Genomic DNA, 23112 nt, shown 5'->3' with positions numbered 1-23112 from the left:
TCTCCTACGAACGCCCGTGCCCGGCGCGATCGCCGCACGGATCGGTGGTGGTGTGTTCCCCGAGCCACAAGTATTGTGAGCGGCTCTGAGCAGGGGCAACCGCGTTCGGGCGGATTCGGTCGGCTGATCGGGAAATCCACCCGAACGGACTACACCGACGTAACAGGCGTCCGATTCGTCGCGATGAACACCGACCGATGCCGCGCCGACCTCAGGCCGGATCGCCGAAATCGAAGAGCGCGGCCATCGTCGTCCGGCCGTCGAGCGCCTCGCGGATGATGTCGGCGTGGCCACTGTGATGGGCGGTCTCGCGCAACATGTGCAGGGCCATCTTGCGTACCGTCCACCACTCTCGCTCGGGCTGCCATGGTGCGGTCGCCTGCGGGATCAGTTCGTCGAGTGAACCGACCTCGGCGATCACCGCGTCGTAGGCGAGCGCGGCATCCCGGTAGGCGGCGAGCCACTCCTCGAACGTCTCGCCGTCGGTGAGCTCGTATCCGTGCTCGAGATTGTCCATGTGGATCTCGGCGTTCGGGTCGCGGTCGAGGATGGTCTGCGTGTGCTCGCGCTGCACCATCGTCAGGTGCTTGAGGAGACCGCCGAGGGTCAGTTCGCTCACGGTGCTGCGGCGGCGGGCCTGCTCGTCGTCGAGATCGCGCAAGGTCACCAGGAACATCGCGCGCTGATCCTCCAACAGGGTCAAGACGTCGGCCTTCTCGCCGGTGACATCGACGGAGAGGGTGACGGAGGTGTAGGTGCCGGCCATGATGGTGCCTTTCGGAGTGGTTCGCGGTCACCACCGAAGCTACGAACCAATGCGGACAGATCCGGTCCGCATTTTCTCGGGAAGGGAAATCTGTTGCCGGGAGGCCGCGCGACGCGCACCATGCCCTCATGCCCGAGTCCTCCTCGTACTCCGATGAACCCGCCGAACTGTCTGCTCTGCGCCGCAAGCCGACTCGCGGTGGCGACCGCGCGTTGCTCGACGACGTCCTCGATTCGGTCCTCGTCGGAACCCTCTCGACCGTCGTCGACGGGTGGCCGTGGTCGGTGCCGTTGCTCTTCTCCCGCGACGGTGACGGCATCCTCATGCACGGATCGATCGCGGCAGGCGCACTGCGTCATGTGGCCGAGGGTGCGCCGTCGACGTTCACTGTGTTCGTCCTCGACGCAATCGTGGTGGCCGACAGTCTCTTCGACCATTCCGCGAACTATCGGTCCGCGGTGGTGCGAGGTATCCCCGAACGCGCCGACGACGACCAGGCCGCACTGGAAGCCTTGTCGGACAAGCTGATCCCGGGCCGCGTCGCCGAGACGCCGTCGATCACCGGCAAGGAGCGTGCCGCGACGGTCGCCCTGCGGATGCCGATCGTCGACGGTCAGTGGATCGCCAAGGCCCGCAGTGGAGGTCCCGGTGTCGACACCGACAACTGGACCGGCGTCGTGCCCGTCCGCACCGTCTACGACGACCCGATTCCCGCAACGGGCACCGAGATCCCCGAGTCGGTGCGGCGCCTGGCGAGCGGAGGCCGACGACGACGGTGACCTGTGATGACGGGGCCGGTACTACCTCTGCCGCAGGACGAATCGCTGGATCTTGCCGCTCGGTGTCTTGGGCAGCGCGTCGACGAAATGCACGCTGCGCGGATAGGCATGCGCGGCGAAACCCGTCTTGACCAGCTGCTGCAGCTCGGACTCCAGGGCGTCGTCGCCGACCACACCGTCGGCGAGCACGACGAAGGCCTCGAGGACCTCACCGCGCAACTCGTCCGGCCGGCCGACGACGGCGACGTCGATCACCAACGGATGCGTGATCAGCACGCTCTCGACGTCGAATGGTCCGATCCGGTAGCCGGCCATGATGATCACATCGTCGTCCCGAGCGCTGAAGAAGTAGTTGCCGTTCTCGTCGACCCGGCCCGTGTCGCCGGTCAGATACCAACGCCGGTCCTCGGTGAACCGGGCCGCGGTCTTCTCCGGGTCGTCGAGGTATCCAGTGAACCACAGTGCCGGACTGGCCGATACATCGATCGCGATCTGTCCGTCGACGATGCCGGTGGCGAAACCGGGCATCGGTTGGCCCATCGATCCGGGGAACAGCGGTCGCCGCACTTCCGGGGCCCAGTGGTTGTTGATGAACATGCCGTGTTCGGTCTGGCCGTAGTGGTCGCGCACCTCGGTTCCCAATGCGCCTGTTGCCCAATCGATCACATCCGGCGTCAGCGGCTCGCCCGCCGACGACGCATGCCGTAGCGAAAAGCCCTCGATCGCGCCGCTTTTGCTCAGCGCGCGATACACCGTCGGGGCAGCGGCGAAGTTGGTGACGCCCAGCTCGCCGAGAATGCGAGCGGTCAGCTCCGGCGTGAAACCGGCCTGCAGCAAGATGTTCGGGCGTCCGGTGGCCAGCGGACCGAGGATGCCGTAATACAGGCCGTAGGCCCAGCCAGGGTCGGCGGCATTCCAGAACACGTCGTCGTCGGTCACGTCGAGACCGAAACGCATGTACGTGACAAACGCCGCCAGTGCGCGCACCGGAACCGGAACCCCCTTGGGCGCGCCCGTGGTTCCGCTGGTGAACAGCAGGATCAGGTGCCCGTCGCCGCCGACGGCCACCGAATCTTCCCAGGGCTCACTCGCGGCGAGCAGGGTGTCGAAATCGTGGGTGCCAGACGCGCTCTCGGCCGGACTCCCGGCACCGGCGACCACCGTGGTCAGGCCCTCGATTCCGTCGAGTTTGTCGACCTGACTCGCCTCGGTCACCACGATGTCGGCGTCGCCTCCACGTAGCCGCATCTCGATCGCCGGTGTCGCGAACGCCGTGAACAGCGGGATGTAGACGGCGCCGAGGCGGGCGAGTGCCAGCAACGTGACCACCAGCTCGACGCGCTTGCCCATCAACACGCCGACCCGCGAACCGCGCTCGACGCCGAGCCCGGCCAGGGCGGTCGCGAACTTCCGTGACTGAGCGGCCAGGTCGCCGTAGGTGATGCGGGTGGTGACGAGGTCGTCGCCGCTGGTGCCGACCGTCATGAAGGCGACGGCATCCGGGTCGTGCCGGTCGACGAGCAGGGTCGCGGCATTCGCGTCGTTCGCGCCGAACTCGGCCAGCAACGCGGCCACCTCGGCCTCGGCGGAGGGATGCGCGGGAGCGGTCTGGGTCATGGTCTCACCTGGGCCTCATGAGTAAGCTGAATCACAGTCGCACGCATTGTCTGCCGCGACCAACGATGTGTGCCACCCCCCGAAGAGGGGGCGCACACGACCGGAGGAGGTGACCGAGATGCCCGAATCTCTCGCGGCGCCGGTGACCGACGCGCTGCGCCGATTGCGCCGGGCCAGCGGCGTCTCTCTCGCCTTCGGTGGTGTCGTGCAGAGCGGGCACGGACTGCGTCTGAGCCACTTCGTCGGCCACACGGTCGGTGCGCTCAACGGCGTTGCCGTCGACATCGGGCACGGACTCGGCGGCAAGGTGGTGGCCACCAACCGGCCGATGGTCGTCGACGACTACCTGAAGACGCCGCGGATCACTCACCGCTACAACGCGGTCATCGCGACGGAGGGTCTGCGGGCGATGGCCGCGGCGCCGGTGATCGTCGACCGGACACCGGTGGCGGTGATCTACGGCGCGTTGCGCACCGACGATCCGCTCGGCGACCGGGCACTCGACGCCCTCGCCGTGGAGGCTCGCACGCTCGAACAGCAGATCGTCGCCGCCCGGACGTCGGTGGAAACCGTGACCGGGCGGCCCGAGGCCGACGCGCTGCGCGTTCGGCTGACCGAGGCGTATGCACAACTGCGTGACCTCGCACGCTCGGTCGACGACGCCGAGGTCGCCGCCGCGATCGGTCGCATCACCGACGGGCTCCTCGACGCCGCGCCCGATCACGAGTCGGTGGCGTTGACCCGCCGCGAGCAGGACGTACTGGCGCTGGCCGCGCTCGGCTATCCCAACGCACGAATCGCCGACTCACTGGGCATCGGCGTCCAGACCGCCAAGGGCTATGTGAAGGACGCGATGCGAAAGCTCGGTGCCACAAGCCGATTGGAGGCAGTGGTGATCGCGCGGCGCTCCGGTCTGCTGCCGTGAGTGTCATGAGCGTCCCAGGCCGCCTCGTCCGCCTGGCCGGCCCGGGCGATGCGGCGGTCGTCGGTCGGCTGCTGTTCGACTTCAACACCGAGTTCGAGAGTCCGACCCCGAGTGCCGACGAGTTCGCCGGCCGCTTCGCCCGTCTGCTCGCCCGTCACGACGTGCTCGTCGTGCTGGCCGAGTCCGACGGGGAGCCCACCGGATTCGCCTACCTGACGCTCCGCCCGACCCCGTACGGCGACGGGCCGCTCGCGCAGTTGGAGGAGTTGTACGTCGTGCCCGCGCTCCGGGACGGGGGCATCGGCACCGCCCTGCTCACCCGGGCTGTCGACGAGGTGCTGGACCGCGACGCGATCGAGATGCACATCAACGTCGACGAGATCGACACCGACACCCGACGCTTCTACGAGCGGCACGGGTTCACCAACATCGAGCCCGGTGAGGACTACCGGATGCTCTGTTACCTGCGGGAGCTCTGATGGTCTGGCTGCGGCCGGCGGTCACCGGCGAAACGGCGGCGTTCCGGTCTGCTGCCGTGAGTGTCGATGGCCGGTAACACCTCGACGCCGGGCGCGTCGGTGGCGGCGCGCACGCTCGCGTTGCTGGGTACGTTCGATTCCACTCATCGGGTGCTCTCGTTGTCCGAAATGGCCGCTCGTGCAAGCCTTCCGTTGCCGACGGCGCATCGTCTCGCCGGTGAGCTCGAGCGGTGGGGTGCGCTGGTGCGCCGGCCCGACGGCCGGTACGTGATCGGCAGACGCCTGTGGGATCTCGGGCTTCTCGCGCCGATCCAGTCGGGGATTCGGGAGGTCGCCGAGCCATTTCTCCACGACCTCTACGCCGCGACCACGGCAACGGTCCACCTGGCCATTCGGGAGGGTACCGCGGCCCTGTATCTCGACCGCATCTCCGGAAAGGAATCGGTGCCGGTCGTCAGCCGGGTCGGCGGGCGGCTCCCGTTGGCCGCCACCGGCGTCGGGAAGGTGTTACTCGCATACGCCCCCAACGACATTCGCGAGGAGGTGATGGCCTCGCTCACGCGGATCACCCCGCACACCATCGTGAACCCGAAGCTCCTCGACGACCAGCTGCGCCGCGTCCACGACGAGGGCTACGCGACAACCGTCGAGGAGATGACGCTCGGCGCCTGCTCGGTGGCTGTCCCCGTGCGCGGTCCCGACGGCGTGGTCGCCGCCCTCGGCATGGTGGTGCCGTCGATCAGCGGCCGGCTAACGCGGATCGTCGCCGCGTTACAGGTTGCCGCACAAGGGATCGGGCGCTCGCTCGGGGCGCCAACCCTCATTGGCGGTGTCCCATCGCCTGGTGGTCGAGGTGCGGAGGAGCGTTAGCGACGGAGCCTCGAGACCTGGTGTGTTGCTGCTGGTTCCGGAGTTGCGGAGTTTCAGCGTCGGCTTGCGGTGGTCTCGAGACGCTCCGGCTCGCTGCGCTCGCGCGGGGCTCCTCGACCATCGGAAAGGGGCGGGGCTCCTCGACCATCGAAAAGAAAGGGCTGCTCGATCATCGGGGGGAAGGGCCATCGGGGAGGGATGGCTTCTCGACCATCGCGGGGCCGGCCGCCCGGCAGATCAGACCGAGGGCCAGCCCGTGTATCCCTCGGCGAGATAGGCCGATCCGGCCTCGGAGGCCGTCAGGGTTTCGAGTTCGCCGAGCTGGCGGCGCTCGTCGAAGTCCGATGCGTCGGAAGCCTTGTGCAGCATCGTCGTCATCCAGTACGAGAAGTGCTGAGCCTTCCAGACGCGGGCGAGTGCACGGTCGGTGTAGGAGTCCAGTGCCGTCTCGTCGTCCGCGAGCAGGGTTCGCTCGATGGTCTCGGCCAACACCCGGACGTCGGCGAGGGCGAGGTTGAGCCCCTTGGCGCCCGTCGGGGGAACCGTATGTGCCGCATCGCCGGCGAGGAGCAACTTTCCGTCGCGCATCGGGGTTTGCACGAAGCTGCGGAACGGCAGCACGCTCTTGTCGATGATCGGACCTTCCTGCAACGCGAAACCGTCCTGTCCGGCCAGCCGGCGCTGCAGTTCGGCCCAGATCCGGTCGTCGGACCAGTCGTCGGGATTCTCGGCCGGGTCGCACTGGAAGTACATGCGCTGCACCGACTCCGTGCGCTGACTGATCAGCGCGAAGCCGAACGGGGAACGGGTGTAGATCAATTCGGGTGCGCTCCGCGGAGCCTCGGCGAGGATGCCGAACCAGGCGAACGGATACTCGCGGAACAGTCGCTGCGGGTTGGCGACGAGGTCGCGGCAGATGCTGCGCGAGCCATCGGCGCCGACGACGAGGTCGGCCCGGATCTCGTGGCGCCCATCGGCATCGGTGTAGGCCACACGAGGGGCGTCGCGGTGGTCGGTGACCGCGGTGTCGGCGATGCCGTAGCGGAGGTCGCCGCCGTCACGAACCCGTGCGGCGTGTAGATCGATGAACACGTCGGTCTGCGGGTAGAGCCAGCATGAGGCGCCGACGAGTTTCTGGAAGTCGATGCGATGGCTGACGCCGTCGAAGCGCAGGTCGATGCCCTGGTGTTCGTGGCCGTCGGTGAGGACGCGGTCGCTGACCCCGGATTCGACGAGCAACCGGACGCTGTCTCGCTCCAGGATTCCGGCGCGGTGGGTGGTCTCGATCTGCTCGTAGGTGCGGGTGTCGAGGACGATGCTCTCGATTTCGGCCCGATGCAGCAGGTGCGAGAGCATCAGGCCGGCTGGACCGCCGCCGACGATCGCGACCTGCGTGCGGGTGGTGCTGGTGAAGGTGGACATGTGACTCCTCTGGTTGAGCACACGGTAGAGAGAGCGTTGTCACAACCACCAGACCGCACTTCCACTCAGTGAAAGCACATGCCGATGTGCTGCAGAAGCGGGTGTCCCGATCGGACAGCTGCGGCACACTGGCTTGTGACCCGCGGCACACAGCAGTGAATGCGTGGACATCTCAGGAGGCGTGAATGATCACCTACGACAAACTCTTCATCGGCGGACAGTGGGTAGCCCCGGCATCGGGTGAACAGATCGAGGTCGTGTCGTCGAGCACCGAGGAACAGATCGGTGTGGTGCCGGCTGCGGTCGAGGCCGATGTGGACGCCGCGGTCGCCGCAGCGCGGGCGGCGTTCGACGATCCGCAAGGTTGGGCGCGCTGGGAACCGTCGCGCCGTGCCGATGCGATGGAACAACTCGCCGACATCCTCGAGACCAAAGGCGAGGAGATGGCTCGCCGGGTGTCGGCGCAGAACGGCATGCCGATCGCCATCTCGAGTCAGCTCGAAACCGGCGTCCCGCTGACCCTGCTGCGGTACTACGCGGGGCTGGCACGTGGGTTCTCCTTCGAGGTCGAGCAGGACCACCTGTTCGGCGGGACGACGCTGGTGCGCCGGGAACCGGTCGGTGTGGTCGGGGCGATCGTCCCGTGGAACTATCCGCAGGCACTCGCGGCGTTCAAATACGGTCCGGCGCTGGCCGCCGGCTGCGCGATCGTGCTCAAGCCGTCACCGGAAACGGTGCTCGACGCCTTCTTGTTCGCCGAGGCCGTCGCCGAGAGCGACATCCCCGACGGCGTCGTCAACGTGGTGCCCGGCGGCCGGGAGACCGGCGCCTACCTGGTCTCGCACCGCGACGTCGACAAGGTGGCGTTCACCGGGTCGACCGCGGCCGGCCGACAGATCGCGGCCACCTGCGGGCAGCTGCTGCGTCCGGTGACCCTGGAACTCGGCGGCAAGTCCGCCGCGATCGTCCTTGACGATGCCAATCTCGACCTGTCGGTGATGGGGGAGCGACTCTTCGAGAGCCTGCTGGTCAACAACGGCCAGACCTGCTACCTCGGAACCCGAATCCTGGCCCCCGACAACAGGTATGACGAGGTCGTCGACACCTTGGCGGCATTCATGAGCAGTCTGCCGGTCGGCGATGCGCTCGACGAGTCGACGATGATCGGCCCGATGGCCAGTCGCACTCATCGCGATCGGGTGGAGGGCTACATCGAGAAGGGCAAGGGTGACGGAGCGCGCGTCGTGGTCGGCGGTGGTCGCAGCGAACGTGACCGAGGCTGGTTCGTGCAACCGACCCTGTTCGCCGACGTCGACAACCACTCGACCATCGCGCAGGAGGAGATCTTCGGTCCGGTCCTCTCGGTGATCCGCTACTCCGACACCGACGACGCGATCCGGCTGGCCAACGACTCCGACTACGGTCTCGGTGGTTCGGTGTGGACCTCCGATCCCGACCGCGGCAAGGATGTGGCGCGGCGGGTGCGCACCGGAACCATCGGCATCAACCGGTACATGCCCGATCCGGGCGCGCCATTCGGTGGCGTCAAGGACAGCGGTATCGGACGAGAACTCGGGCCGCAATCGATGGAGGCCTACCTGGTGTACAAGTCGATCTACGCCTGAGACCGGCACGTCCGGCCCGAGTACGAATACAGATTCCACAAAGTTGGCCCAAAAACCCCGATTTTCGGGGTCCGATGCCCGCTCACGTGGAATCTGTATTCGTATGGCGCGCATTGCGTCGCCCCAATGGCTGTTCTCAGTGGTCGCGCAGCGTCTCGATCAGTTCGTCTTTCTTCATCGACGAGTATCCGGAGATGTCGAGTTCCTTGGCCCGCGATCGGAGTTCATCGACGGTCCAGTCCTCGTACGAGCCGGAGCGACCGCCCTTGGAGCCCACCGATGAGCGGCCCTCGTTGGCGGCGGCATTGGCGATCCGCGCGGACTTCTCCTTGGAGTTGCCCTCATCGCGGAGCTTCTCGTAGAGCTCGTCGTCCTTCACCGACGGGCCGGGATCCTCTTGCTGCGGCATGGTTTTCTCCTTTCGTGCAATCCACGGTACTGACGGAGTGGGTCGCAATGCCCGGAAAGTTCGGCTTTGGGCGTGTTGAGTCCACTCCCTGACGGTCTTTCCCACTTACCCTGGTCCCCAAACAGCGGGTTGACGAGGGAGGACAGCGGGCGTGGGCAAGAAAGACGGGGCGGGCAAGAAGGATCGGGCGATCAAGCGACTCGAGGCGGAGATCGGCCGCCTGACCAAGGAGCTCGCCAAGGTCGAGAAGGCCGCGCGCAAGCGCATCAGTCGCGCCGAAGGTGATGTGGCGGCGTTGCGCGCCGAGGTGTTGAAGGTCGTCGGCCTGGGTGGCGACAAGCAGGAACCGGTAGCTCCCGCCAAGACGCCGACAGCGCCCGCCACGGCCGCGACGGCGCCCGCCACGACCGCGACGGCGCCTGCGAAGTCCGCGACGGCGCCCGCCGCGACGGCGCCTGCCAAGTCCCCGACGGCGCCCGCCAAGAAGTCTGCACCAGCCAAGAAGCCGGCAGCGCCGACCAAGGCGCCCTCACCCAAGTCGTCCGGTCGCGGCCCGACGGTCGCCGAACTTCGAGCGCAGGCGAAAGCCAAGGGCATCAAAGGCTATTCGTCGATGACTAAGGCCCAACTCCTCGAAGCCCTGAAGTAATACCAGGCGCTGTGTCGTTCAGGGCACTGGAGTAGTGCCCCGCCTTACACCCCGGAGATGCCGTACGCGTGGATCTTTCGGTACAGCGAGCTGCGCGAGAGTCCCAATGACGCGGCTGCGCGTACCCGGTTGCCGTCGCATTCGGTGAGTGCGGCGATGATCGCGTCGCGTTCGTTGGCCTCGAGCGTCGTCAGCGCGCGAGTGGTGTTCGCCCGGCAGTACCCGGGCAGGTCGTCGGGCTGGATCTCGCCGATGGGCCGCCTGCGCAGCGCCTCGGCGAGGGCCTCACGGAGTTGCGGGATGTTGCCGGGCCACGAGTAGGCGGCGAGGATGCGCATGGCCTTCGGACTGATCCGGCTGTTACGTTGGGGCGCCAGGGCTTTGACGACGCGCACCACGATCGTGTGGAGGTCGATACCCCGCAGCCGCAGCGGCGGGATGGTGACGGACTGACCGATGCCTGGAAGTGAGACCGCCGACGGATGGTCGTCGGTGGGCGGCTCGATGGTGACCGCGAGAAGGTACCCCGCATCGGTGGCGGTAGCCACCAGATCGGTCAACGTGTCCACGGTGATGGCGGAGACCTTGTCGAGATGGCGGATCACCAGCAGTGAGCAGTCGTCCACGGTCTTCTCGGGTCCGGCGACCTGTTCGCCACGTTCGACGCGTTGTGCGTCGATGACGACCACCGGTGCGTCGCCGTAGACCTCGTGGAAGGTCTCGGCGATCAGGCTCAGTCGTCCCGAGCCCGGCTCGCCGATGACCAGCACCCCGGTTCCCGATTCGAGGGCGGCGAGTGCCTCGGCGCGGGCGGCCTGCCATGCGGGACTGCTTGCCGGTTCGCTCCGCGCGATCGGCGTCGACAGCGACCGAAGTGGTTGCAGCCGAACCGAACCCGACGGCACCCCGGCATCCTCGTCGAGCAGCAGCACCATACCCACGGTGTCGCCGTTGTAGGTGATGGCGGTCGATCGCAACCGAATGCTTCGTCCGTCCTCGAGGGTGACCCGACGAGCGCCCGGATCGTGGCGAGACATCAGGAAACGAGTGAACTCCACCACGCGTTCCTGATCGGCCGGCGAAAGCATTTCTCGTGCACGCTCGTTGGCCATCACGGTATCGGCGCCGGTGAGCTGGGGCGTCGCGCTGCCGACGGCCATCACCGCTTGGCGCGGACGGGAGTCGGCGCGCAGATAGGTCTCGAAGAGTGCGCGCTTGGCCTGGCTGCGGTCGAGCAGCAGATTGCGGCCGATGTCGGCGGCGGCCGAGCGAATCAGCGCGTCCACCAAGGGATTCCAGGTGTCGGCGAGCATGCTGGCGTCGAGGACTCCGGCGACGCGGCCGGTCAGCGGGTCGAAGACCGGGGCACCGGCACAGGCGAACTGCACGAGCGACTGATTGAAGTGTTCGTTGCCCACCACGGTGACGGGTGCTCCGACCTCGAAAACCGTTCCGACGCCGTTTGTTCCGACGTCGCTTTCGTCGAAGCAGAATCCGCGCTGGAAGTCGACGCGGTCGAGGACGCGCCCGACGGCCGTGGAACAGTCGCGGCGGTCGACGATGCGTGCTTTGGCGTCGGTCAGGGCGATGGTAACCGGCACGTCGGACATGTCCCGGGCGAGGCGCTCGATCACCGGTTGCGCGCAGCGAGCCAACCGGGAGTCGAAGTCGATGTCCTCGAAGTAGGCCACGGTGTAGTGATCGGCATCGACGCCGGCATCGTGGCTGCGCTCCCAGGATGCCGCGACCACGTCGTCGACACCCGCGGCACCCGCCGGCCCGTACTCGAGAAAATCGGCCCGGGCGGCGGCGATGCGGAGCTGTCGCTCACGGATATCGGTCATCGTCGTGCGTCCTCCTCCCGTCGGCCCCCTATTGTGACCTGCCCCACAACGGTCGATTATGCAACGCCCTCAACTGCGACGACACCGTTCAACGGGTCAGGAATGGTGTCCCAATTTGGGACACCCGAGACTGCCCGGACACTCTCGACACTGGCTGGCGAACGTGAGGACCGTCACAACCAGGAGGAATGATGGCAACAACCACACTCGACGCAGCCGTGATCGGCACGGGAGTCGCCGGCCTGTACGAGCTGCACATGCTGCGCGAGCAGGGGCTCGAGGTGCGGGCCTACGACAAGGCGTCCGGCGTCGGCGGCACCTGGTATTGGAACCGCTATCCGGGCGCGCGCTTCGATTCGGAGGCCTACATCTACCAGTATCTGTTCGACGAGGACCTCTACAACGGGTGGAGCTGGAGCCAGCGCTTCCCCGGGCAGGAGGAGATCGAACGGTGGCTCAACTACGTCGCCGACTCGCTCGACCTGCGCCGTGACATCTCGCTGGACACCGAGATCACCAGTGCGGTCTTCGACGAGGACCGCAACCGGTGGACACTGACCACCGCCGACGGCGACACCATCGACACGCAGTTCCTCATCACCTGCTGCGGGATGCTCTCGGCGCCGATGAAGGATCTGTTCCCCGGCCAGTCCGACTTCGGCGGTCAGCTCGTGCACACAGCGCGTTGGCCCAAGGAGGGCATCGACTTCGCGGGCAAGCGCGTCGGCGTGATCGGCAACGGCGCGACCGGAATCCAGGTCATCCAGTCGATTGCCGCCGACGTCGACGAGCTGAAGGTGTTCATCCGCACCCCGCAGTACGCGCTGCCGATGAAGAATCCGTCCTACGGCCCCGACGAGGTCGCCTGGTACAAGTCGCGATTCGGTGAACTGAAGGACACCCTGCCGCACACGTTCACCGGATTCGAGTACGACTTCACCGACGCCTGGGAGGATCTCACCCCCGAGCAGCGTCGGGCGCGGCTCGAGGACGACTACGAGAACGGTTCGCTGAAACTCTGGCTCGCCTCGTTCGCCGAGATCTTCTCCGACGAACAGGTCAGCGAGGAGGTTTCGGAGTTCGTCCGGGAGAAGATGCGCGCCCGCCTCGTCGACCCGGAACTGTGCGACCTGCTGATCCCGACTGACTACGGCTTCGGCACGCATCGTGTGCCGCTGGAGACCAACTATCTCGAGGTCTACCACCGCGACAACGTGACCGCGGTCCCGGTGCGCGACAACCCCATCACCCGCATCCGGGAGAACGGCATCGAGCTCGCCGACGGCACCGTGCACGAGCTCGACGTCATCATCATGGCGACCGGATTCGACGCCGGCACCGGTGCGCTCACCCGCATCGACATCCGTGGCCGCGACGGCCGCAGCCTCGCCGACGACTGGAGTCGTGACATCCGCACGACGATGGGCCTGATGGTGCACGGCTACCCGAACATGCTGACCACCGCGGTGCCGTTGGCGCCGTCGGCGGCGCTGTGCAACATGACGACCTGCCTGCAGCAGCAGACCGAGTGGATCAGCGAGACCATCCGGCACATGCGCGCCACCGGCAAAACGGTCATCGAACCGACTGCCGAGGGTGAGGAAGCCTGGGTCGCCCACCACGACGAACTCGCCGACGCGAACCTCATCTCCAAGACCAACTCCTGGTACGTCGGGTCGAACGTGCCCGGCAAGCCGCGTCGGGTCCTGTCCTACGTCGGCGGCGTCGGCGCCTACCGGGATGCCACGCTCGAGGCCGCCGCGGCCGGCTACAAGGGTTTCGCACTGTCCTGACGGACAGTGTGATTCAGATCATATCCGTGGAAGGATAAAGCTATGACCAGCACATTCTCTTCACTCGATGTCTCCGCGTTCACCAGTGCCGCCGATCGGATTCTCGCCGAAGCCGTCACCGGGGACGCCCGCGTGCCCGGCGTGGTGGCGATGGTGACCGACCGTGACCGCACCGTGTACTCCGGAGCTGCGGGCCAACGCAGCCTGGGCGGGTCGGCTCCGATGACCACCGACGACGTGTTCGCGATCTTCTCCACCACCAAGGCGATCACCGCGACCGCGGCGCTGCAGCTGGTGGAGGAAGGTCTCCTCGACCTCGACGCGCCGGCGAGCACCTATGCGCCGGCCATCGGCACCCTGCAGGTGATCGAGGGCTTCGACGACGCCGGCGAACCGATCCTGCGGGCACCGAAGTCGGTGCCGACCACCCGCCAATTGCTCACGCACACCGGCGGATTCGGCTACGACTTCTTCGACGAGATCTACAACCGGCTCGCCGAGGAGAAGGGGCAGCCCAGCGTCACCACAGCCAGCCGGGCGGCGCTGATGACGCCACTGCTCTTCGATCCGGGCGAACGGTGGCAGTACGGAACCAACATCGACTGGGTCGGTCAGGTGGTCGAGGGGTTGCGCGGGAAGCGGCTCGGTGAGGTGTTCGCCGAACGCATCTTCGCCCCGCTCGGCATCGAGAACATGAGTTTCATTCTGCGCGAGGACTTCCGGTCGCATCTGACCGAGATCCACGCGCGTAATGCCGACGGTTCGCTGACCCCGATGGGTCTCGAACTACCGTCGCCGCCGGAGGTGGACTTCGGTGGACACGGCCTGTACGGGACCGTCGGTGACTACATGAAATTCATCCGGATGTGGCTCAACGACGGTGTGGGAGAAGGTGGTCGGGTTCTCAAGGCCGAGACCGTGGAGATGGCGCTGCGCAATCATCTCGGTGATCTGCCGGTCACCATGCTGCCGGGCGTCATCCCGTCGCTGTCCAACGACGCGGAATTCTTCCCGGGACAGTCGAAGTCGTGGTCGTTGCCGTTCATGATCAACAACGAGACGGCGCCGACGGGCCGCCCGGCAGGCGCCCAGGGATGGGCGGGGCTGGCCAATCTCTTCTACTGGATCGACCGGCAGAACGGATACGGCGGATACTGGGCCACCCAGATCCTGCCGTTCGGCGACCCGACCTCGTTCACCAAGTACATGGAGTTCGAGACGGCCTTCTACGACGCCCTGAAGAGCTAACCCCTGCACGGGCCGGCCCCGGGGGCCGGACGTCCGAGGAGTATCGGTGCGGGATGATCCGCACCTCGGCCCGCCATGCCGCCCCCCGGCGTGGCGGGCTGATCACTCTTGCCCGCATCCGGGCACTGCCACACCTTCTTCGCTTTCCGAAACCACTCTCTTTTCCCGAAACCAAAGGATGAGCCACATGTCCGCCTTGATGAAGACCTTCACGATGCTCGAGATCGGCAAGACCGCGATCGTCGAGAAGCCCATACCCACACCGGGCCCCAACGAAGCCCTGGTGAAGACCACCGCCGCACTGATCTGCACCTCGGATGTGCACACCGTCAAGGGTGCGCTGCCCGTCGAGAACGGGCGCACCCTCGGACACGAGTCGGTCGGTGTGATCGCCGCACTCGGCTCCGCGGTCACCGGTTTCACCGAGGGCCAGCGCGTCGCGGTGAATGCGGTGACGCCGTGCTTTGAATGTTCGTACTGTCAGCGGGGTTTCACCAGCCAATGCGGTGGGCTCCTCGGCGGCTACAAGTACACCGCGCAGGTCGACGGCAACATGGCCGAGTACTTCCTGGTGCCGGCGGCGCAAGGAAATCTCGCCCCGATCCCGGACGAGTTGAGCGATGACGCCGCGGTGTACGCCTGCGACATGCTCAGCACCGGACTGATGGGGGCCGAGCACGCGCAGATCGAGATCGGGGACACCGTGGCGATCTTCGCGCAGGGTGCGGTCGGATTGTGCGCCACCATCGGGGCAAAACTGCGGGGTGCGGGGCGGATCATCGCCGTCGAGTCGCGCCCCGAACGCATCGCTCTGGCACAGCGTTTCGGCGCCGACGACATCGTCGACTTCACCGCCGGTGATCCCGTCGCGCAGATCATGGACCTCACCGGCGGCGTCGGGGTGGACGCCTCGATCGAGGCGCTTGGCTTCCCGCAGACCTTCGAGGCCGCGTTGGCCTGCCTCAAGGCCGGTGGCACGTTGTCGAACATCGGCTATCACGGCGAGAACCCGGCGCCGCTGCCACTGGATCTGACGGCGTGGGGACTGGGCATGGGAGACAAGACCATTCGGACCGGATTGTGTACCGGTGGTAGTGACCGGATGTCGCGGCTGTTCACCCTGATGACGACCGGCAAGGTCGACCCGACGGTGATGACGACCCATCGCTTCGGCTTCGACGACGTCGAGGAGGCATTCGTCATGATGGCCGAGAAGCGCGACAACATCGTCAAACCGCTGATCACCTTCTGACCGGGGCATCCGGGTACGGGAGAAGCCGGGGCGCGGTCGTTGTCACCCCACCGCGGTCAGCCAGAATGGGAACGTGACGAGCGACCCCGACGGCTGGCAACGACTGCGCACCGTCATCGACGGACCGCTGCCGGAGATCGCGATCCGGTTCTCCCGGTTCCTGACGTCGCAGTGTCCGCACGATGCTCTGGTCATCTTCACCCGCGAGTGCACCGGACGGCCCCGCAAGGTCGCCGGCGACCCGGCGATCGTCGACCGGGTCACCATCGCCGAACTCGATGCGATCAAGGACGAGACGGTCGTCGGTGAGGTGATCGAGCGTGACGCGGTGGTCGGGGGCGCGTCACGTCGGGTGCGGGTGGTGCGCGACGAGACCGACACGCTGCTTGTCCTGGTGCCCAAGCGGGCGTTGTCGGGGTCGCCGAAGTTGTTGCGCGCCTGGTTTGCGATCGTCGCGGTCTCGATCCGCCAGCAGGTCGCCCAGGCCAGCCCGGATTATCTCGCCGAGTCGCGGGCGGCGTCGAGTGAGCGGGCGCGCACCATCACCCAGCTGACCGAGACCCACGAGGACACCCTCGCGGCGATCCTGACGACGCTGCGTGCCCGCGACCTCGACGATCGGACAGCCCGCACCCGGGCCGCCGACACCGCGTCGTCGGCGCTGATCGCATTGCGCACGGTCGGCGACGCCGACCACAAGCTGGCGACCGAGGCGCTGGGCACCGCATTCTCCCGGTTGCGGGCCGAACTCGAACCGGTGCTGAGGCACGTCGACGCCGAGGTGGACTTCGGTGGACCGACCGCCGACGGCCGGTCGCTGCCCGGGGAGATCGCGCATGCCGCGCGGGCGATCGTTCGCGCCGTTGCGGTGGCGGTCGTCGCCCAGGCGCACCTCGTGCGGGTGCGGATCTCCTGGGATGCGCAGGGCGACGATCTCGTCGTCGACGTCCGTGACCAGGGCAGCGGCGAGCTCGACGGCGACGCGTTGCGGCGCCAGCTGGCCGGCCGGCTGCAGGCGCTCGACGGGCGCCTCGAGGTCGAGACGATCCCCGGGTGGGGCAGTCGGGTGTCGGCGCACATCCCGCTGCAGACTCCCGACGCGCGACCCGGGGAGGATTTGCTGTCGTCGCTCAATCCGCGGGAGGTCGAGGTGCTGGGTCACCTGGCCCTCGGCCGGCGCAACAAGTCGATCGCCACCGATCTCGGTGTCAGCGAGTCCACGATCAAATTCCACGTCACCTCGATCCTGCAGAAACTGCAGGTCTCCAACCGCGGGGAAGCCGGTCTGCTCGCGGCTCGGGCGGGCATCACGGCCGACTGATCGTCCTTGGCGGTCGAGTGCGGCTGTACTTTCGTCTAGGTAGAACCATCCATTCGGGCGGATGCATGTGTTCGTCGACGCCACAAGACTGGGACGGGACTACTACGACTGCATGGCGCAGTCCAGCGTTGTCCCCAACCAGAGTCGTATCGAGAGGATCGAGAAGCGGATATGTCGGAGCAGACGGTCAAGGGAGTCATCTCGCGGAGCAAGGGTGCTCCGACGGAGCTCGTCGATGTGGTGGTCCCCGACCCCGGGCCCCGCGATGTGATCGTGAAGATCCAGGCATGCGGTGTCTGTCACACCGACCTCGCCTACAAGCAGGGCGGGATCAACGACGAGTACCCATTCCTGCTCGGGCACGAGGCGGCGGGCATCGTCGAGACCGTCGGGTCCGACGTCAGTCACGTCGAGGTCGGCGACTTCGTCGTCCTCAACTGGCGTGCGGTGTGCGGTGAGTGCCGCGCCTGCAAGCGGGGCCGTCCGTGGTATTGCTTCAACACCTTCAACGCGTCGAAGTCGATGACGCTGACCGACGGCACCGAGCTCACCCCTGCCCTGGGCATCGGCGCGTTCATCGAGAAGACCCTCATCCACGAATTGCAGTGCACCAAGGTCAATCCCGAGACCGACCCGGCAGTGGCCGGACTACTCGGCTGCGGTGTGATGGCCGGTCTGGGTGCGGCCATGAACACCGGCAACGTGGGTCGCGGGGATTCGGTGGCCGTCATCGGCTGCGGTGGTGTCGGTGACGCCGCCATCGCCGGCGCGCGGCTGGCCGGTGCCACGACCATCATCGCGATCGACCGCGACCCGGCAAAGCTGGAGTGGGCCACCGATCTCGGTGCCACCCACACCATCAACGGTGCCGAGGTCGACGACGTGATCACCGCCGTGCAGGATCTCACCGATGGCAACGGGGTGGACGTCATCGTCGACGCCGTCGGCCGACCCGAAACCTACAAGCAGGCCTTCTACGCCCGTGACCTCGCCGGCACCGTGGTGCTCGTCGGCGTGCCGACCCCGGAGATGACCCTCGAGCTCCCGCTGGTCGACTTCTTCTCTCGCGGTGGCGCATTGAAGTCCTCCTGGTACGGCGATTGCCTACCCGAGCGGGACTTCCCGATGCTCATCGACCTCTACGAACAGGGGCGTCTCCCGCTGGAGAAGTTCGTCACCGAACGTGTCGGCCTCGGCGACGTCGAGGACGCGTTCTCGGCGATGGAGGCCGGCAAGGTGCTGCGTTCGGTGGTGGAACTCTGATGCCCCTGCAGATCGAGAACGTGGTCACCTCAGGCACTTTCAGCCTCGACGGGGGTACCTGGGACGTCGACAACAACATCTGGATCGTGGGTGACGACAGTGAGGTCGTCATCATCGACGCGGCGCACAAGGCTGCGCCGATCCTCGACGCGGTCGGCGGACGCACCGTCAAGGCGATCCTGTTGACCCACGGGCACAACGACCACATCACCGTCGCACCGGAGTTGTCGAAGGAGACGGGTGCACCGATCCTGCTGCATCCCGGCGACGACATGCTGTGGAACGACACCCATCCCGACGTCGGCCACGGCGATCTCGCCGACGGGCAGGAGATCGAGGTCGCGGGCACCGCGCTGACGATCATCAACACCCCGGGGCATTCGCCGGGCTCATCGGTGATCTACGCGCCCGAGGCCGGCGTGCTGTTCAGCGGTGACACCCTGTTCCAGGGCGGGCCCGGCGCGACCGGGCGCTCGTTCTCGAGCTTCCCGACGATCATCGAGTCCATCAGGACCAAGATCTTCACCCTCGACCCGGAGACCAAGGTCTACACAGGTCACGGCGACGGCACCACCGTTGCCGCCGAGGCGCCGCATCTGGAGGAATGGATCAAGCGCGGCAGCTGAGGTCGGGGCCTGCGGGCCGGATGATCACGATCTATGGAGTGGCTCACAGTTGCTTGCCAGACTATTGGTTGCATGCGCAAACACTGTCACTATTAGGCAATGCTAACCTCACTTGAGAGACTCTCCCCGTGGGCGATCGGGGTCTTCCGAATCGTCGTCGGCTTCCTGTTCTTCTGCCACGGCACGTCCACGCTGTTCGCGTGGCCGGTGCCGCCGTACAGCGGTCAGACCGCGGACTTCGGTGCCTGGCCCTCGTGGTGGGCTGCGGCCATCCAGTTCGTCGGCGGGCTGCTGATCATGCTCGGCGTGGGTACCCGCGTCGCGGCGCTCATCGGATCGGGATCGATGGCCGTCGCCTACTTCTGGAAGCATCAGGGCGACGGTCTGCTGCCCATCCAGAACGAGGGCGACTCGGCAGCGCTGTTCTGCTGGGCATTGCTGCTGCTCGTCTTCGTCGGCGCCGGCCAGCTCGCACTGGGATCGGTGTTGTCGCGCAAGGGTTCTGCGTCGGGCGAGGCAGGAGTGGCCGAGCCGGCCTGAGGCAGTTGCCCGGCGACCGGAATCAGCTGCGGCGCAGGGGGTCTCGAGGATCGCCGCACGCGGCTCACACCTCGACCGGCGAATGGGGTGTTGCTCGCGTGTGGGTGAGGCCATCCCCGGGTGGCCGAGCCGGCGTTTTGTCGGGCGATCGGAACCAGCTGCGGCGCAGGTGGTCTCGAGGCTCGCCGCACGCGGCTCGCACCTCGACCAGCGATCAAAGTCGCAGTCGGTAGGTCGGATGCGTTCGGGGAAGTCGCCGTAGATCGGTTGGGGTTGGCGAACCCGATTTCCCCCCGATGGTCGAGGTGCTCGGCGCCCCAGGCGCCGAGCCTCGAGACCCGCCGCACCGATGGGAATCCGGTCCCACCGACCACCGGCGTCAGCCGCGGAAACCGAAGCGTGAGTTGAGTTCTGCGGCTGCACGCTGCACGGTGGCAGCGAGGGCGGGGGCGTCGTCGGGATCGAGGCGGTATCTCGGTCCCGACACGCTCAACGCGCCGATCACGGCGCCGCTGTGATCCCGAATGGGTGCCGCGACCGCCACGAGCCCGAGTTCCAGTTCTTCCTCGGCGATCGCCCACCCGCGGTCGCGGATACGGGCGAGATCGGCAAGCAGGGCATCGATCTCGGTGATGGTGTGGTCGGTGTAGCCGGGCAGTCCGGCGACGAAGGTGGCGCGCACCTCGTCGTCGGATAGCGCGGCGAGCAGGGCCTTGCCCGACGATGTGGCATGCGCCGGGGAGGTCTGACCGATCCAGGTGTGCAGAGCGACGCTCGAGGTACCTTGTGCCTCAACGATGTTGACCGCCTGGGTACCGCCGAGTACGGCGATGTTGGCGGTCTCACCGAGTTCTGCGGCAAGCATCTCGCAGATCTCCTGCCCCTGTTTGGACAGGTCGAGTGTGGCGCTGGTCGAACTGGCCAGACGCACCACCGTGAAACCGATTCGGTACTTGCGTCCGCCGGGCTCCTGCTCGACGAAGCCGCGTGCCTCCAGCGATCCGATGACACGCGAGACCGTCGACTTGTGCACGCCGAGTTCGGCGGCGAGCTCGGTGACGCCGGCCGCGCCGTGTTGCCCGATGAGCTCGAGGATTTGCAGGGCCCGGTCGACCGACTGGACGGCGCCGGAGCCGGGGTTCTCGGACGGGTTGCTCTCCTTAGTGGGCATGACCCGACCAACTCTAGCCGACCACCCCAGCGGGGGATCGAACACCGAGGTCACAGGGTTTACTTCCGGATGCGCGACATCGCGGGATCGACGGAGACGTCGGGGCCGAGTACCGCTCGATAGGTGGTGCGTTGATACGCGACGGACACCTCGACGCCATCCTCGAGGTCGGCGGGCAGCCACGCGTATGCCAGGCAGGTCCGCTGGGTCGGCGACCAGCCCGCGCTGGTGATGTAGCCGACGACCGCACCGCCCACCGACACCGGCTCCTTGCCGAGGACGACGGCCGCGGGATCGGTGAATCGCAGGGTCCGCAGGCGAGTCGTCGAGACGCGTTCGGCCAGTGCGCTCTTGCCCACGAAGTCGTCCTTGCTCATGCGCACCGCGAAGCCCAGGCCGGCGGCATCGGGTGTGTGCTCGGTGGTCATGTCGGTGCCGGCCGACCGGTAACCCTTCTCGATCCGCAACGCGTTGAACGCTATTCGGCCCGCGGAGATGATCTTGTGCTCGTGCCCGGCGGTCATCAACAGATCCCACAGGCCACGCCCGTACTCGGCGCCGGTGTAGATCTCCCAACCGAGTTCGCCGACGTAGGACACCCGCATCAGCGTGACCGGAATCGGCCCGATCGTCGTCTGCACGCACCGGAAGTACTTGAGCCCCTCGTTGGTGAGGTCGGTGGGTGTCAGTGGCGCCAGCACCTCCCGCGCCGATGGCCCCCAGAGACCCAGACAGCAGGTGGCGCCGGTGATGTCACGCAGCGTCACGCCGTCGGTGGGCAGGTGTCGGGCGATCCAGTCGAAGTCGACGGGACCGTTGGCGCCGACCTGGAAGACGTCGTCGGAGAGCCGGGCGACCGTCAGATCCGAACGCACACCGCCCTTCTCGTCGAGCATGAGGGTGTAGGTCACCGATCCTACCGACTTGTCGAGATTGTTGGTGGCCAGCTGTTGCAACAGATCGAGGGCCCTCGGCCCGGACAGTTCGTAGCGGGTGAGCGGGGTCATGTCGTACAGGGCGACGTGGCTGCGGGTGTGGGTGGCTTCGGCGACGGAGATCGGCGACCAGTGCCGCGCCGACCACGAATCCCGTTCCGGTATAACGAATCCGCCGGCGACGAGGTCGTCGAGCAGGCCCTGGTTGGCCTCGAACCATGCGGGCCGCTCCCAGAAACCGGCCTCCCAGAACTCTGCGCCGAGCGCGACCTGACGGTCGTAGAACGGGCTGGTCCGCACCTGCCGCGGCGCCGTGCGCTGATCGTGCGGGTGGATGACGTCGTAGACCTCGACGAAAGACTGTGAGCTCGTGGCGAGGATCGCGTCGTCGGTCAGCCCGGCCTCCTCGAACCGGTACAGATCGAACTCATGGGTGTCGACGGAGGCGGCACCGTCGATCATCGACTCGGCGACCGTGCGTGCGATGCCCGCGGAGTGGGTCACCCACACGGCCTCGGCCACCCAGAAGCCGTGCAGTTCACGGTGTTCGCCGACCACCGAATGGCCGTCGGGGGTGAACGAGAAGATCCCGTTGAAGCCCTCCTCCACCTTGCCGCCGGCCAGCTCGGGGAGTAATCGCGTGCTCTGCTCCCACGCCTGCGCGAAATCGTCGGGGGTGAACATCACCTTCGACGGCATCTCCTCGAGGGAGATCGCCGACTCGTGGTCGAGGGCGGAGACATCGGTCGGCATCGGCCGGTGACCGTAGTAGCCGATACCCAGCCGGTCACCGTGCTCGCGGTAGTAGAGATCCTGATCCTGGTGACGCAGGATCGGCAGCGACGCCTCGGCGACAGCCGAATTGACGCCCTTCCGCGAAGCCAGCGGAGTGGTGTAGGCGTACTGGTGGGCCATCGGCACCAACGGGATCGTCAGGCCTACCCGCCGGCCGAACTCCCGGCCCCAGAATCCGGTGCAGCACACGACGACGTCGGCGTCGAAGGTTCCGGTGGTGGTGCGCACGCCCCGAACAGAACCATTGGACTCGATGACATCGACGACCTCCTGATGGCCCACGAACCGTGCGCCCCGCTCGGTGGCGCGAGCGGCCTGAGCCTCCACCGCGCGCAACGCCTTGGCGAGTCCGTCGCGCGGCGTGTACAGCCCACCGAGGATCAGGTCGGGGTCCAGTAGCGGATACTTCGCGACACATTCTGCGGGGGTGAGCAACTCGTGGGCGACGCCACGGGATGCGGCCCACCCGGCCTTGCGGTGCAGATCACCCCACCGCACGTCGGTGGTCGCCACCTCGAGTCCGCCGACGTGATTGAAGCACCATCCGTCGGGATGGGTCAGCGCGGAGAACTTCTCACACGTGTAGGACGCCAACTCGGTCATCGTCTTCGACGGGTTGGTCGCGAAGACCAGTCCCGGTGCGTGCGATGTCGATCCGCCGGTGGCGAACAGGGGACCGCGGTCGACGACGGTGACGTCGGTCCAGCCGCGCCCGGTCAATTCGTCGGCCAGCGAGGTGCCGACGATCCCGGCGCCGACGATCACGACTTTCGGTGTGCTCAT

The 23112-nt window shown here is 66.9% G+C and carries 20 protein-coding genes; 13 read left to right on the top strand and 7 right to left on the bottom strand.

Translation table 11 applies throughout. The features are described 5' to 3' along the window. Positions 1 to 211: 211 nt before the first annotated feature. Entirely contained in the window at positions 212 to 766 is a 555-nt protein-coding gene (locus P3L18_RS07530) for a DinB family protein (RefSeq protein WP_006369057.1), read from the bottom strand. Positions 767 to 894: 128 nt separating this feature from the next. Here P3L18_RS07530 and P3L18_RS07525 point away from each other — a divergent pair, with 128 nt between their 5' ends. Further along, a complete protein-coding gene (locus P3L18_RS07525) occupies positions 895 to 1545 on the top strand; it encodes a pyridoxamine 5'-phosphate oxidase family protein (RefSeq protein ID WP_079928338.1) in 651 nt (216 codons plus the stop codon). Between the two features lie 21 nt (positions 1546 to 1566). On the opposite strand, the gene P3L18_RS07520 is transcribed toward P3L18_RS07525, so the two are convergent. After that, positions 1567 to 3162 carry an AMP-binding protein gene (locus P3L18_RS07520; RefSeq protein WP_276113751.1) on the bottom strand — a complete coding sequence of 532 codons (1596 nt, stop codon included), beginning with the start codon at positions 3160 to 3162 and terminating at the stop codon, positions 1567 to 1569. Between the two features lie 118 nt (positions 3163 to 3280). Between P3L18_RS07520 and P3L18_RS07515 the strand changes: the two genes are divergently transcribed. The 3 genes from P3L18_RS07515 (at position 3281) to P3L18_RS07505 (ending at position 5436) form a co-directional block, all read left to right on the top strand. Further along, positions 3281 to 4087 (top strand): LuxR C-terminal-related transcriptional regulator, encoded by an 807-nt coding sequence (locus P3L18_RS07515; RefSeq protein ID WP_079928337.1) that lies wholly within the window; start codon positions 3281 to 3283, stop codon positions 4085 to 4087. 5 nt (positions 4088 to 4092) lie between these two features. Then, a complete protein-coding gene (locus P3L18_RS07510; RefSeq protein ID WP_079928335.1) occupies positions 4093 to 4566 on the top strand; it encodes a GNAT family N-acetyltransferase in 474 nt (157 codons plus the stop codon). Positions 4567 to 4632: 66 nt separating this feature from the next. Then, complete coding sequence (locus tag P3L18_RS07505; RefSeq protein WP_276113750.1) at positions 4633 to 5436, top strand: IclR family transcriptional regulator; 804 nt, start codon at positions 4633 to 4635, stop codon at positions 5434 to 5436. A gap of 237 nt (positions 5437 to 5673) precedes the next feature. On the opposite strand, the gene P3L18_RS07500 is transcribed toward P3L18_RS07505, so the two are convergent. After that, on the bottom strand, positions 5674 to 6858 hold the full coding sequence (locus tag P3L18_RS07500; RefSeq protein ID WP_276113749.1) for a 4-hydroxybenzoate 3-monooxygenase: 1185 nt from the start codon (positions 6856 to 6858) through the stop codon (positions 5674 to 5676). Positions 6859 to 7043: 185 nt separating this feature from the next. Between P3L18_RS07500 and P3L18_RS07495 the strand changes: the two genes are divergently transcribed. Continuing rightward, on the top strand, positions 7044 to 8483 hold the full coding sequence (locus P3L18_RS07495) for an aldehyde dehydrogenase (protein WP_006369064.1): 1440 nt from the start codon (positions 7044 to 7046) through the stop codon (positions 8481 to 8483). A gap of 136 nt (positions 8484 to 8619) precedes the next feature. On the opposite strand, the gene P3L18_RS07490 is transcribed toward P3L18_RS07495, so the two are convergent. Continuing rightward, entirely contained in the window at positions 8620 to 8892 is a 273-nt protein-coding gene (locus tag P3L18_RS07490; RefSeq protein ID WP_006369065.1) for a Rho termination factor N-terminal domain-containing protein, read from the bottom strand. A gap of 151 nt (positions 8893 to 9043) precedes the next feature. Between P3L18_RS07490 and P3L18_RS07485 the strand changes: the two genes are divergently transcribed. Continuing rightward, on the top strand, positions 9044 to 9541 hold the full coding sequence (locus tag P3L18_RS07485) for a Rho termination factor N-terminal domain-containing protein (protein ID WP_276113748.1): 498 nt from the start codon (positions 9044 to 9046) through the stop codon (positions 9539 to 9541). A gap of 44 nt (positions 9542 to 9585) precedes the next feature. On the opposite strand, the gene P3L18_RS07480 is transcribed toward P3L18_RS07485, so the two are convergent. Further along, positions 9586 to 11385, bottom strand: a complete 1800-nt coding sequence (locus P3L18_RS07480; protein WP_276113747.1) for a helix-turn-helix domain-containing protein — start codon at positions 11383 to 11385, stop codon at positions 9586 to 9588. A 191-nt stretch (positions 11386 to 11576) separates the two neighbouring features. Between P3L18_RS07480 and P3L18_RS07475 the strand changes: the two genes are divergently transcribed. From P3L18_RS07475 to P3L18_RS07445, 7 genes are all read left to right on the top strand, one after another. Beyond that, positions 11577 to 13178 carry an NAD(P)/FAD-dependent oxidoreductase gene (locus P3L18_RS07475; RefSeq protein WP_276113746.1) on the top strand — a complete coding sequence of 534 codons (1602 nt, stop codon included), beginning with the start codon at positions 11577 to 11579 and terminating at the stop codon, positions 13176 to 13178. Positions 13179 to 13220: 42 nt separating this feature from the next. Next, positions 13221 to 14426, top strand: a complete 1206-nt coding sequence (locus tag P3L18_RS07470; protein ID WP_014358369.1) for a serine hydrolase domain-containing protein — start codon at positions 13221 to 13223, stop codon at positions 14424 to 14426. Between the two features lie 187 nt (positions 14427 to 14613). After that, positions 14614 to 15678 (top strand): NAD(P)-dependent alcohol dehydrogenase, encoded by a 1065-nt coding sequence (locus P3L18_RS07465; RefSeq protein WP_276113745.1) that lies wholly within the window; start codon positions 14614 to 14616, stop codon positions 15676 to 15678. 73 nt (positions 15679 to 15751) lie between these two features. After that, a complete protein-coding gene (locus P3L18_RS07460; protein ID WP_211542987.1) occupies positions 15752 to 16999 on the top strand; it encodes a LuxR C-terminal-related transcriptional regulator in 1248 nt (415 codons plus the stop codon). Positions 17000 to 17170: 171 nt separating this feature from the next. After that, complete coding sequence (locus tag P3L18_RS07455) at positions 17171 to 18262, top strand: S-(hydroxymethyl)mycothiol dehydrogenase (RefSeq protein ID WP_006369072.1); 1092 nt, start codon at positions 17171 to 17173, stop codon at positions 18260 to 18262. Beyond that, positions 18259 to 18888, top strand: coding sequence for an MBL fold metallo-hydrolase (locus tag P3L18_RS07450; protein ID WP_085949117.1), 630 nt, complete (start codon positions 18259 to 18261; stop codon positions 18886 to 18888). The genes P3L18_RS07455 and P3L18_RS07450 overlap by 4 nt, the downstream gene beginning before the upstream one ends. Before the next feature lie 99 nt (positions 18889 to 18987). Beyond that, positions 18988 to 19428 carry a DoxX family protein gene (locus P3L18_RS07445; protein WP_079928393.1) on the top strand — a complete coding sequence of 147 codons (441 nt, stop codon included), beginning with the start codon at positions 18988 to 18990 and terminating at the stop codon, positions 19426 to 19428. Positions 19429 to 19807: 379 nt separating this feature from the next. On the opposite strand, the gene P3L18_RS07440 is transcribed toward P3L18_RS07445, so the two are convergent. Further along, complete coding sequence (locus tag P3L18_RS07440; RefSeq protein ID WP_079928394.1) at positions 19808 to 20599, bottom strand: IclR family transcriptional regulator; 792 nt, start codon at positions 20597 to 20599, stop codon at positions 19808 to 19810. Positions 20600 to 20658: 59 nt separating this feature from the next. Then, positions 20659 to 23112, bottom strand: a complete 2454-nt coding sequence (locus P3L18_RS07435) for an FAD-dependent oxidoreductase (protein WP_276113744.1) — start codon at positions 23110 to 23112, stop codon at positions 20659 to 20661.

It is taken from the genome of Gordonia sp. N1V, assembly GCF_029269935.1.
In the GTDB taxonomy this organism is placed as follows: Bacteria; Actinomycetota; Actinomycetes; order Mycobacteriales; family Mycobacteriaceae; genus Gordonia; species Gordonia polyisoprenivorans.
Note: the sequence above shows the minus strand (reverse complement) of the source record. Positions and strands in the feature narration are given on the sequence as shown.

What these genes read in the sequence shown, in the direction of transcription:
- P3L18_RS07530 (WP_006369057.1), bottom strand. Translation starts at nt 766, where the DNA reads ATGGCCGGCACCTACACCTCCGTCACCCTCTCCGTCGATGTCACCGGC.
- P3L18_RS07525 (WP_079928338.1), top strand. Translation starts at nt 895, where the DNA reads ATGCCCGAGTCCTCCTCGTACTCCGATGAACCCGCCGAACTGTCTGCT.
- P3L18_RS07520 (WP_276113751.1), bottom strand. Translation starts at nt 3,162, where the DNA reads ATGACCCAGACCGCTCCCGCGCATCCCTCCGCCGAGGCCGAGGTGGCC.
- P3L18_RS07515 (WP_079928337.1), top strand. Translation starts at nt 3,281, where the DNA reads ATGCCCGAATCTCTCGCGGCGCCGGTGACCGACGCGCTGCGCCGATTG.
- P3L18_RS07510 (WP_079928335.1), top strand. Translation starts at nt 4,093, where the DNA reads ATGAGCGTCCCAGGCCGCCTCGTCCGCCTGGCCGGCCCGGGCGATGCG.
- P3L18_RS07505 (WP_276113750.1), top strand. Translation starts at nt 4,633, where the DNA reads ATGGCCGGTAACACCTCGACGCCGGGCGCGTCGGTGGCGGCGCGCACG.
- P3L18_RS07500 (WP_276113749.1), bottom strand. Translation starts at nt 6,858, where the DNA reads ATGTCCACCTTCACCAGCACCACCCGCACGCAGGTCGCGATCGTCGGC.
- P3L18_RS07495 (WP_006369064.1), top strand. Translation starts at nt 7,044, where the DNA reads ATGATCACCTACGACAAACTCTTCATCGGCGGACAGTGGGTAGCCCCG.
- P3L18_RS07490 (WP_006369065.1), bottom strand. Translation starts at nt 8,892, where the DNA reads ATGCCGCAGCAAGAGGATCCCGGCCCGTCGGTGAAGGACGACGAGCTC.
- P3L18_RS07480 (WP_276113747.1), bottom strand. Translation starts at nt 11,385, where the DNA reads ATGACCGATATCCGTGAGCGACAGCTCCGCATCGCCGCCGCCCGGGCC.
- P3L18_RS07475 (WP_276113746.1), top strand. Translation starts at nt 11,577, where the DNA reads ATGGCAACAACCACACTCGACGCAGCCGTGATCGGCACGGGAGTCGCC.
- P3L18_RS07470 (WP_014358369.1), top strand. Translation starts at nt 13,221, where the DNA reads ATGACCAGCACATTCTCTTCACTCGATGTCTCCGCGTTCACCAGTGCC.
- P3L18_RS07465 (WP_276113745.1), top strand. Translation starts at nt 14,614, where the DNA reads ATGTCCGCCTTGATGAAGACCTTCACGATGCTCGAGATCGGCAAGACC.
- P3L18_RS07455 (WP_006369072.1), top strand. Translation starts at nt 17,171, where the DNA reads ATGTCGGAGCAGACGGTCAAGGGAGTCATCTCGCGGAGCAAGGGTGCT.
- P3L18_RS07445 (WP_079928393.1), top strand. Translation starts at nt 18,988, where the DNA reads ATGCTAACCTCACTTGAGAGACTCTCCCCGTGGGCGATCGGGGTCTTC.
- P3L18_RS07440 (WP_079928394.1), bottom strand. Translation starts at nt 20,599, where the DNA reads ATGCCCACTAAGGAGAGCAACCCGTCCGAGAACCCCGGCTCCGGCGCC.
- P3L18_RS07435 (WP_276113744.1), bottom strand. Translation starts at nt 23,112, where the DNA reads ATGAGCACACCGAAAGTCGTGATCGTCGGCGCCGGGATCGTCGGCACC.